Origin of the sequence: Chitinibacter sp. ZOR0017, assembly GCF_000799095.1 — a bacterium.
Lineage (GTDB): Bacteria > Pseudomonadota > Gammaproteobacteria > Burkholderiales > Chitinibacteraceae > Chitinibacter > Chitinibacter tainanensis.
In genome coordinates, this window is sequence record NZ_JTLG01000034.1 from 189888 (window position 1) to 200665 (window position 10778).

The following is a 10778-nucleotide window of genomic DNA, read 5'->3' on the forward strand; positions in this document are numbered from 1 at the left end:
AACAATCAGGCCTCACGCTAGCGCGTCAGGCCTTTTTTGTTGGCTATTGCTCGCATACCCATACAGGTATTGCCGCACAAGCATTAAATCACTTAAATCCGGCAAAGATACCCCCCCCAAGCCCCACTCATTTTGTTCTAGCCAGCTGCCGGCCACTGCTGCATACGCGCTACGCCACATCCGTCAGACCTGTCATCTGCCCCATGCCACGCTGATTACGCGGTGCTAAGGCGCAAAAAAAGCCAGCCTGCATCGCTGCAGACTGGCTTTCGCGCACTGCGACTTCATCACGCCCGCTTATTCGATTGGCGCATCTTTGAGCCAGGTGACTTTCGGCATACCCGATTGCAATACCGCTTGCCGCAACGCTTCGATCGCCGCCATACGCGGGAAATTGCGCCGCCAAGCCATGACCACCCGGCGGGTAGGCGCGGGCTCGGCAAATGGGCGAATACTCAGCAATGCATCATCGGCGGCACTTACCGACGTCACCGGCAACACGGTTACCCCGATCCCGCCAGCCACCATGTGGCGAATGGTCGTGAGCGAAGAGCCCTGCAAAGTGCGCTGCAGGCCACCGGTGCCACCCATACTTTCGCGATTCAGATCCGGACAGGTTTGCAGCACCTGATCGCGAAAGCAATTCCCCGGCGAGAGTAAGAGCACGTTTTCTTCGGCCAACTGCTCGGACGAAATCTCCGGCATAGCCTCCCAAGCATGCCCCCGAGGGGTAGCCACCACAAAGCCTTCTTCATACAAGGCTTGCGTAGCAATACCCCCTTCGTGAAAAGGCTCGGCGACAATCGCCACATCAATTTCACCCTGCTTAAGCATCTCGGCCAGCCGCGCGGTGTAGTTTTCTTCCAGCAGCAATTGCATTTGCGGTGCCAGCTGGCGCAGCTCAGGGATCAGGTGGGGCAATAAATAAGGGCTAATGGTGTAGATCACCCCCAAGCGTAAACTGCCGGCCAAGGGGTCTTTACCCTGCTCGGCCAGCTGCTTCACCACAGTTACTTCTTCCAGCACCCGCTGCGCCTGCTCGACGATGCGGCCACCAATGGCGGTGAGCGAAACATCGCCCGATGAACGCTCAAACAGCGTCACCCCGAGCTCATCTTCGAGTTTTTTTACCGCCACCGACAAAGTCGGCTGCGACACAAAACAGCTATTGGCGGCGCGGCCAAAGTGGCGCTCGCGCGCCACGGCTACGATATAGCGCAATTCGGTAAGCGTCATCGCCACTGATTCCGTCGAATTTCATTCAGTTGATGCCGGCACAAAGACCAGCTCCACACCACGATAGCAACCCCGGCCACCGCCACCCAGGCCGGCATGGTGATGCCAAACAAGGTGAAATCGATATTGCCGCAATCGCCCACCGGCCGGATCACGCTCGCGAGCCAGCCTGGCAAGGCATTCAGATCAATCGGGAACGGCAAGCTCGATGGGCACAGCGCGCTCGGATCGCGCGGGGTGTATTGATACCATGTATGGCGAATACCCACCGCGGCCGTCACGCCAGCCGCCACTGTCAGCAAACCGGTTTGGGCATAGACACCAGTGCGGGTTTTGGGCGGGAAAATCGCCGCCACCAGCGCCAGCAGGCCCGTCACAATAATGCCGATGCGCTCATACACGCAGTACAGGCAAGGCATCAGCCATTGATAAAATTGATGGTAGAGCGCAAAGCCGATCATGCCGGCGCAAGCCAGAAAAACCAAGGCAAAACCAAATCGCCAGCGGAACAAATTCATGCTGTTCTCCGCCCAGTCAGAATAGAAAACGGCTATTCTAGCGCCGAATCCGTTTCCTTGGCAGCCAGAAAATCGCGCAATTGTGCTTCTTTAGCCAGCGCATCCTGATAGCCCAGCCCAATCAGCCGTCGCGCATACGCGCCACTAAATAATAAATAGCTGGCCACCACCGAGCCCTGCCGGCGAAATGCCCCCAAACCGCCGAGAAAAAAGCGCATCCCCAGCGAAAACTCGCGTTTGAAAGGCAAGGTGAGTTTTTCCAGCGGCTGCGATGGCGCGATGGTTAACACCTCCACCGGGCGTAAATTCAGCCCACTGCTGGCCCGCACCTCAGCAGGGATCAGCGAAATCGTGCGGTTGATGCGGGTAATGCGCTCCAGATCAACCTCAAGCGAATCCAGAAAAATACTATTCATCAGCTGCCCGCTCACCTGCGCCAGCGTCGGGTAATCACTCACCTGCTGCCGCGCCGGCGCGTCATCGCCATGCGGCGCCACCCCGATTACCAGCAAGCGCTTGGCGCCCAGATGAATAGCAGGGCTCAGCGGTGCCAATTGCCGCACCGAGCCATCGCCAAAAAACTCGCGATGAATACGCTCAGCTGGAAAAACCAGGGGTATTGCGCTGGACGCCATTAAATGCGAGACATTTAGCTGGGTACGTACCCCAATCCGTGAGGCGCGCTGCCAGCCTTCTAATTCAGGGTGCCCTTGAAAAAACGCCACCGATTGCCCGCTGCTGTAGCCCAAGGTCGAGATCGCCACGGCCCGCAGCGCGCCTTGCTCGATATTGCGCTGAATCTGGCTGAAATCCACCCGCTGCTCCAGAAAATCACGCAGCGGCGCATTATCGAGAAAAGCCCGCGGGTTATAGCGCCCCAACCCGCCCAGCATCAGCGAGCCCATCCAGTGAGCACCAGTGGCCAGCAAGGCACCGAGCGAGCCACGGTAAATCAGCTCGGGATAGAGGTTTTGCCACATCCGTGCCAACGAAAAGACCCCATGGCGAAACTGCTGGGCACTCACCGCCAGACCCGCGGCATTGATCGCTCCGGCCGAGGTGCCGCAAATAATCGGAAAAGGATTGGCCGCATGCTGGGGCAAGAGCTTGGCAATCGCCAACAGCACGCCCACCTGATAGGCCGCCCGCGCCCCGCCCCCCGAGAGGATAAGCGCCGTATCGGGCGCTGCTTGCCATTCGCGATTCATGCTCGCCTCCTCGCCTAGCTGACGGCTGGGCTGTCAGTTTTACCCTAGCTGCTGGGCTGGCGAACAGCAATCATGCGCCGCAACAAGTCAAGCTGACAGCACGAAGAACTGCAATATTACAAGGCCATAGTCGAAAATGAGACATTTCGGTATAATGCTTTTTTGGCGAAAAGGATCTAGCTCATGCGCATTGTGCAAAAAGCCCTCACGTTCGACGACGTTCTGCTCGTCCCTGCCCACTCCAATATTCTGCCTCGCGACGTTTCGCTCGCCACCCAGTTCACTCGCGGTATCCGCCTGAATCTGCCGCTGGTTTCCGCTGCGATGGACACCGTGACCGAAGCGCGCTTGGCCATTGCCATGGCCCAAGAAGGCGGCATTGGTATTATCCATAAGAACATGACGCCGGAACGCCAGGCGCAAGAAGTAGCCAAAGTTAAACGCTACGAATCTGGCATTGTGAAAGATCCGGTCACCATCGCGCCAACCATGCTGGTGCGCGATGTGATTGCGCTGACTCGCCAGCACAAAATTTCTGGCCTGCCCGTAGTTGAAAACGGTCAGGTAGTCGGGATTGTCACGAACCGCGATCTGCGTTTCGAAACTCGCCTCGACGTCCCAGTGTCATCCATCATGACACCGAAAGACAAACTGGTTACCGTGAAAGAAGGCACCAGCATTGAAGACGCCCGCACCCTGATGCACGATCACCGCCTCGAGCGCGTGCTGGTGGTCGACGACGCCTTCAAACTCAAAGGCCTGATCACCGTTAAAGACATCGTTAAAACCAGCGAACACCCACTGGCCGCCAAAGACGAACAAGGTCGTCTGCGCGTGGGCGCGGCAGTCGGCGTCGGCGCAGGCACAGACGAGCGCGTAAAACTGCTGGTGGAAGCTGGCGTTGACGTGATTGTGGTGGACACTGCGCACGGCCACAGCCAAGGCGTACTGGATCGCGTGAAATGGGTGAAAACCAACTTCCCACAAGTACAAGTGATCGGCGGCAATATCGCTACTGGCGCAGCGGCACTGGCGCTGGTTGAAGCGGGCGCGGATGCGGTGAAAGTCGGCATCGGCCCAGGCTCGATCTGCACGACGCGGATCGTGGCGGGTGTTGGCGTACCACAAATTTCTGCGGTGGCGAATGTGGCCGAAGCTCTGGCCGGCACGGGCGTGCCGCTGATCGCCGATGGCGGTATCCGCTTCTCGGGCGACATCGCCAAAGCCATCGCCGCCGGCGCGCACATGGTGATGCTGGGCGGTCTGTTTGGTGGTACCGAAGAAGCCCCGGGTGAAGTTGAGCTGTACCAAGGTCGCTCGTACAAGAGCTACCGCGGCATGGGCTCGCTGGGTGCGATGTCGGGCGCAAATGGTTCATCAGACCGTTACTTCCAGGATAAAACCGCCGATGCGGACAAACTGGTACCGGAAGGCATTGAAGGTCGCGTACCGTACAAAGGCCCGCTGACTGCCGTGATCCACCAACTGGTAGGCGGCCTGCGCTCATCGATGGGCTACCTCGGTTGCGCCACAATTGACGATGTGCATGCCAAAGCTGAATTCGTACAGATCACCGCTGCCGGTATCCGCGAATCACACGTGCACGACGTGCAAATCACCAAAGAAGCGCCGAACTACCATCAAGACTAAACGCTTGATCGCTTCGCCAAAAGCCGCCCTACGGGGCGGTTTTTTTTCGGCCAGCGCTTTGGGCCAGCGTCTGCGTAAGCAGAATAGGCCACGAAAAGCACATGGGTATAGTCTCATAATCCATATTAATTATGGCTTATAGCCATATACCCACCGATCAATTGAAAATTCGCCCCATATTTTCAATCCCCTCGGTTCGCCACTCCCCGCCTCGAGCAAGCCCGGTTGCAGCAAGCCTACTGCGGCGCCCCAAGGTCACACCTGTCGCCATCGACACCACAATTTGCCGGCCACGCTTGACGGCATGAGCCGTAGCTCGGCAAGATGCGCGCTCTTGGTGGTCGGGCTTGGCCCGGCCAATGTGCAACGTCGCGTGCAGCTCAATAGCGCACCATCTACAGGGGAGTATTTGCCGTGACCCAGTTTGTGATGAACACCCACTAAACCAGCACCCGAATCCCCCGGAATTCGGCGTGACTGGCACGCCGGGTTCCTGCCGCAGCGCTCACGCTGCGCCGCCCCGGTTTTCGATCAAAGCACCCCACTGCCCAGCGTTGATGCTCAACGCCACTTGGCCAAGGATGGGGCGGCAACTGATCTTCCGGGGCTTTTTTACGTCTACAGGATTTATGTATGCCAGTCGTACAACAACTGAATAAAGGGCGGGTGCCGGTCAAGATCTGGACCGACGACATCGCGCCCGCAGCGCTCAATCAACTCTTGAATACCGCGCAACTACCAATCGTGCATGGCCATATCGCGGCGATGCCGGATGTGCATCTGGGCATTGGCGCCACCGTGGGCTCGGTGATTCCAACCCGCGAAGCGATTATCCCGGCCGCTGTGGGCGTGGATATTGGCTGCGGCATGAATGCGGTGCGCACTTCGCTCACCGCCAGCGATTTGCCCGATAACCTGGCGCGCATTCGGTCGGCCATCGAGGCCGAAGTGCCGGTTGGTTTTCAGCAGCATGAATGGAGCAAAGTGCGGGGTGGCGCCATGCAGCGCGTGGCACGGCCGCTGAATGACCGGCTGGATGCGCTAGTGGGCCAGCACCCGGGTTTGCTAAAAATGCAGCGGCAATTTGCGCAAACCTGGATCTGCCAGATCGGCACCTTGGGCGGTGGCAATCATTTTATCGAGCTGTGTCTGGATGAAGCCGACCGCGTGTGGCTGATGCTGCACTCGGGCAGTCGCGGCACCGGTAATGTGATCGGGCGCTATTTTATCGCGGCGGCACAAAAAGACATGCAGCGCCATCAGCAACATTTGCCGGATAAAGATCTGGCCTATTTTGCTGCGGGCTCAACGCTGTTTGATGATTATGTGGCTGCGGTGGAATGGGCGCAGGATTATGCGCTGGTCAACCGGCGCGAAATGATGCGCCGTGTTGTGGAGGCGATTCGCCCGCATTTGCCAGCCTTTACGCTGACTGATGAAGCGATCAATTGCCACCATAATTACGTGGCGCGCGAACGCCATCAGGAGACGGATTTGTTCATTACCCGCAAAGGCGCCATCGCGGCGCATGCCGGGCAATTGGGCATTATTCCGGGCAGCATGGGCGCCAAAAGCTATATCGTGCGCGGCTTGGGCAATACCGAATCGTTTTGCTCTTGCAGTCACGGTGCGGGGCGCACCCTTAGCCGCACCGAGGCCAAACAGCGCTACAACCGCTTTGACCTTGCGGCGCAAACCGCCGGTGTTGAATGCCGTAAAGATGGCGGCGTGGTGGATGAAATTCCGGCCGCGTACAAAGACATCGACACGGTGATGGCGCATCAGCGCGATCTGGTGGAAGTGGTGCACACGCTCAAGCAAGTAGTGTGCATCAAGGGCTAAAGGAGAACGTGATGCAATTCAAACCCCGTAATCCCTTCGCCCTCACCGCCCGCCAGCGCCAAGCCGGAGCGCACGAGCAAAGCGAACGTGCCCGCCGCCGCAGCGAGCGCCAAGCCTTGCAACAACTACTGCAGCAAGACTGGGCCAGCGGCGCCGATGACGCCAGCGATCTGGATGCCGACTCCGCCCTCGCCGGCGGTCGGCAAAGCACTCGTGCCCGCTTGCGGCAACGTTGAGCAAGCCTTATTGGCGCAAAGCTTGGCCTCCTGCAAGCCCCGCTTTAATTAAATGGCAATGGGTATAGCCTGACAAGGATTTCACCATATAGCTTAGCAGGCGATACCCTAGCTAAATCTACGGCGGACTTTCTTTAACTCAACTGCCGCCGCGCCAGCAGCTCTTGCAGCGCGGCGGGCAAATACTGGCGCAGGCGCGCCGTAATGCGCGCCTCATGCCGCTGCCAAACAATGCCCAGATACACCACCGCCGCCCCTAGCACCGTCAGCGCCAGCGGAAACAACAGGCTATCGCGAAACACCGAATACGCCAGATGCCCCACATAGGCCGCCACCCCCAGCCCGCCAAACACGGCAAACACGCGCCGGCTCAGCACCGCCCCAATAAGCAGTAAACCGAGATTCAGCAGGCAATACGCCAAACGCTTGAGCTCGCTATCCGAATCCATACTGGTCAGCGCCACCCAGAAGGCCAGCAAGCCAAACAGATACAGCCAGAAGGCAAAATCCTCGCGCGAGCGCGTGCGCAGCTCAATCCAGAACGCCAGCCCCAGCATCAATAGGCCCACATACACCGACACCCATTTGCGCAACTGCCATTGCAGATCGCTATCGTGAAATAAGATCGGCGTGAGATCCATACTGAGATACCACAGCGTGACGGCCACTGGCAGCATCAAAAACGGCAAGCGATAGCGCCAGAGCATAATCGCCCCGACCGCCAACGTGGCCAGCTCCATCCATAGCCAGCGCCAATCTATCCGCACATGGTAATCACGGTATTCGTCGCTCAATTCCCAATAGCCCAAGCCCGCCTGCAGGCCGTAAATCGCCAGCGGGGTCAGCACCACCACAAAGGCGGCCGCAATCCCGGCCGGAATCCGCAGCCCTGGCCGGCGCAAGCAATATTCGGTCAGCCCCACCCCCAGCAGTGCATAGAGCAGCGCGATCAGCGACAGACCCCAGCCACCCCACAGATCCCAGCCTAAAGTCATAAAGAGGCTCATCGCCCCAATCGCCAACAGCCCGCCGAGGTAATACAAAATATGCGTCGCGCGAGAACTGGGCGTTTGTGCCGTTTGTGTCGCCAGAAAATCCCACAATGGCCCCACCTGCGCCGGTGCTAATAACCCGGCCGCGGCGGCATCATCTAATTGTTGGCGTTGAATTTGCATCACCTGCTCCTACTTTAACGACCACCCCAGCCCATAGCCACACCAGCCCATCCCTATACCCACCCACAGTATTGAGCACTAGGCATTAACTGATAATGAACCGGGGGCGATACCCTTTGTATGTTTGCAGTGCCTGTTGCAGCACGGGTTGCAGCTCTGGTTACCGTGAGCATAACCAGCACTCGCACGCAGCGGCCAGCATTTACCCAGCAACCTGCGTTCAGGCATAGTAACGACAAAGCTGACGCCCAGCCAACTCAAGACTCGCATTCCGCGGAATAATACCGAGCTCAATGCGCTATGCTAATAACCCATCACCCCTCCCCGCCGCGCGGACTATTTCGGAGCCTACTATGCGCCACATGCTGCTCACCACCCTGCTCACTCTTGCCGGCACCAGCGCCGTAGCGGCCGTGCCCAGCCATTGCCAAGCCAATGAAGTCGCGATTGTGGATGCCTGGATGGGCCCCACCAAAGCCACCGATGCCGGCTGGAAAAACACCCAAACCGGCAAAGTGGTGTCGCTATGTGCTGATCGCGCCAAAGAGCCGTTTGGCCGGGTGAGCTACCGCTATGGCCTGCCCGGCAAGGTAGAAATGAATGTCGATGCCACCCCACAAGCGCCCTTCACCATCGCCAACCTCAGCACCGGCCCGCATACCGGGCTGGATGTCGTGAGCTTTAGCCGCGGTGAATTTAGCTATTACCTCGGCATCAACGCCGGTCAGGCCAGCGGGGTTGAGCTAACGGTATTTAAAGGCGCCAAGAAAATCGTGGCGCATTTTTCCGGCAATCAGGATGGCGAAGATTTTCAGCTGGGCGCCGCAGAAATTGACCTCAGCGGCCAGCAAGCCCGCTCACCGGTGCTAAAAATGGGCAAACTCAAGCATTCGCTGTTTTAAGTTCTAGTCCAGCGGGCCACGGTCTACACCCGCGCCGTGGCCGCGCATTCAATCTGTCGTGCAGGCACTGCCGTAGCTTCACATTCAGTGGATTCACACCATGAAAACCGTCATCTGCTTGAGCTTGCTCTTGGCCCCACCCTGTTTCGCGATCGATCTCAACAAACTCTTTAGCGAGCCGGGTAAACTTGAGCAAGCGATCGGCCTGATAAAGCAACTAGCACAGGTTGATCGTAGCTGCCCTGTACTCCTCGATCAGCACGCTCGCACACAGCGATGGCTGTCGGATCTGCAGTTGCAGAATGGCCTGATGCAAATCGTGCTAACACAAGCCAGCACCCTCGATGCCAATGCGGAGGCTGTGCGCAAGCTAAACATCCAACTCATGCAGCAAATCTCCAGCCTGAAATTGATTGTGCAACAAAGCCAAGCCTGCCTGGTGCAGCCCATCGATTGGGCAAGCTTTTGTCGCGACGCCCATCCATCGCTGGCCGGCCAATGCTCGGGGCAAATACCGTTTGCCCTCTGGCTGGAGCAAGACTGGCTATGCGCCGAAGCAAGCCCGCAGTGCCTGGATAAACTCGCCACCGTGCAAACCATCCAACACGCCAGTCGCGAAATAGGCCAATGGGCCCTCGACAGCGCGCAAGCCAATAACCCCGTAGTTGATCGCGCCAGCTGGCAGCAACTGCTGGGCTGGAGCACGGTGAATTTGCACTGAGTCACTGCACGGCGACAACGTTTGCTGACCGCCACGGCGTAGTGAGCTGGCGACGAATCCGTGCCAACATCATGGGTATACCCTGCTAAGCATTTTATGGATTAAGCTACATAGCAATACGCCTACCCCGTATTAATTCAAAGACCGCCACGCCCTTCGAGCCCGGCGTTCGATGCAAGCTCAATGCTGCTGCCCCTTGTGCGCGGATGATGCCGCGCTCGGATAGCAATCGCCGCCGCGTTTGGCATGCATAGATGCTAGATCACTCACTGGCTCGCGCCACAAATCGCTCAAACCAACTACTTCAACCGCATGATCATGGCCCGCCGCAAGGCTGGCTTGGCCTGCCTATTCTCGACAAAGAAACCGCAAGATAAATTTATCTACCGTTTAGTAGCATTTTTTAACTAATGGGTATAGTATGCATCTGCACGGACAAATACGGCTTTGTAGTGAGGTGTGATGAAGCACTTTGCCAGTGCGCGTCAGCCCCTACGGAGCCGGATTTGTGCCAGCGCAGTGAAATGAAGATTCTTAACCCCATCACAACGCACGTGTGCGGGTTAATTTTTAGACGGTAAATTTGACTAAAAATGAAGAGGTTTTTCATGAAACGCTATATTCTCACCACCCTTTTGGCCGCGGTTGTTTCTGTATCCGCCCATGCGAAAGACATCGTGGATACCGCAGTTTCGGCGGGTAATTTTTCGACATTAGCCACTGCCCTCAAGGCAGCTGATCTGGTCGACACCCTGAAAGGTAAAGGCCCATTCACGGTCTTTGCCCCCACCGACGCAGCCTTTGCCAAAATCCCCAAAGCCGATCTGGAAGCGCTGCTGAAAGACAAAGCCAAGCTCACCGCCGTACTGACCTACCATGTGGTGCCAGGTAAAGTGATGGCGGCGGATGTGAAAGCCGGCAAAGTCAAAACCGTACAAGGCTCACCCATCACCATCACCACCAATGACGGGGTGAAAGTGAACAATGCCAAAGTCACCGCCACCGACATCGTGGCCGACAATGGGGTGATTCATGTGATCGATACGGTGATCCTGCCAAAATAATTGGCCACACTCGCATGCGGCATTGCGCCGCTTGAAAACAAAACGGCAGCTTGGGTGGGCTGCCGTTTTTATTTTTGCTACATCTGAGCGCACTGGGTACCGCCCCTAAATTGCCGTAAATCGCGTCGGTAGATTTATTCAGATAGGCAAGGCCTGCTACGCAGGCGGTAAACCGGCGGTTTCGCCCGCCGGACGAGCAAGGGGCAGTCTTGCCTTGCCCCTTGCA

At 57.7% G+C, this 10778-nt stretch carries 10 protein-coding genes; 6 read left to right on the forward strand and 4 right to left on the reverse strand.

Going from position 1 to position 10778, the window contains the following annotated elements; genetic code table 11:
• Window positions 1-297: 297 nt before the first annotated feature.
• From L991_RS11980 to L991_RS11990, 3 genes are read right to left on the reverse strand one after another with little or no spacing between them, the layout of a single operon-like run.
• Window positions 298-1236: a hydrogen peroxide-inducible genes activator gene (locus L991_RS11980; protein ID WP_028448639.1), complete on the reverse strand. Its 939-nt coding sequence runs from the start codon at window positions 1234-1236 to the stop codon at window positions 298-300.
• Window positions 1233-1754, reverse strand: coding sequence for a disulfide bond formation protein B (locus tag L991_RS11985; protein WP_047395654.1), 522 nt, complete (start codon window positions 1752-1754; stop codon window positions 1233-1235). The genes L991_RS11980 and L991_RS11985 overlap by 4 nt, the downstream gene beginning before the upstream one ends.
• Window positions 1755-1786: 32 nt before the next feature.
• Complete coding sequence (locus L991_RS11990; RefSeq protein WP_028448637.1) at window positions 1787-2962, reverse strand: patatin-like phospholipase family protein; 1176 nt, start codon at window positions 2960-2962, stop codon at window positions 1787-1789.
• A gap of 183 nt (window positions 2963-3145) precedes the next feature.
• On the opposite strand from L991_RS11990, the gene guaB reads away from it, so the two are divergent.
• From guaB to L991_RS12005, 3 genes are all read left to right on the forward strand, one after another.
• Window positions 3146-4612, forward strand: a complete 1467-nt coding sequence (gene guaB, locus L991_RS11995) for an IMP dehydrogenase (RefSeq protein ID WP_028448636.1) — start codon at window positions 3146-3148, stop codon at window positions 4610-4612.
• Between the two features lie 633 nt (window positions 4613-5245).
• Window positions 5246-6454 (forward strand): RtcB family protein, encoded by a 1209-nt coding sequence (locus L991_RS12000; protein ID WP_047395657.1) that lies wholly within the window; start codon window positions 5246-5248, stop codon window positions 6452-6454.
• A gap of 11 nt (window positions 6455-6465) precedes the next feature.
• Entirely contained in the window at window positions 6466-6690 is a 225-nt protein-coding gene (locus L991_RS12005; RefSeq protein WP_047395660.1) for a hypothetical protein, read from the forward strand.
• 134 nt (window positions 6691-6824) lie between these two features.
• Here L991_RS12005 and L991_RS12010 read toward each other — a convergent pair whose 3' ends face one another.
• Window positions 6825-7865 carry a hypothetical protein gene (locus L991_RS12010; protein ID WP_047395663.1) on the reverse strand — a complete coding sequence of 347 codons (1041 nt, stop codon included), beginning with the start codon at window positions 7863-7865 and terminating at the stop codon, window positions 6825-6827.
• A 353-nt stretch (window positions 7866-8218) separates the two neighbouring features.
• On the opposite strand from L991_RS12010, the gene L991_RS12015 reads away from it, so the two are divergent.
• From L991_RS12015 to L991_RS12025, 3 genes are all read left to right on the forward strand, one after another.
• Window positions 8219-8767, forward strand: a complete 549-nt coding sequence (locus L991_RS12015) for a hypothetical protein (protein WP_047395666.1) — start codon at window positions 8219-8221, stop codon at window positions 8765-8767.
• Window positions 8768-8867: 100 nt separating this feature from the next.
• The gene (locus tag L991_RS12020) at window positions 8868-9488 is read left to right on the forward strand and encodes a hypothetical protein (protein WP_047395669.1); all 621 of its coding nucleotides are present in this window, start codon (window positions 8868-8870) and stop codon (window positions 9486-9488) included.
• Window positions 9489-10096: 608 nt separating this feature from the next.
• Complete coding sequence (locus tag L991_RS12025) at window positions 10097-10552, forward strand: fasciclin domain-containing protein (RefSeq protein ID WP_028448631.1); 456 nt, start codon at window positions 10097-10099, stop codon at window positions 10550-10552.
• Window positions 10553-10778 lie beyond the last annotated feature (226 nt).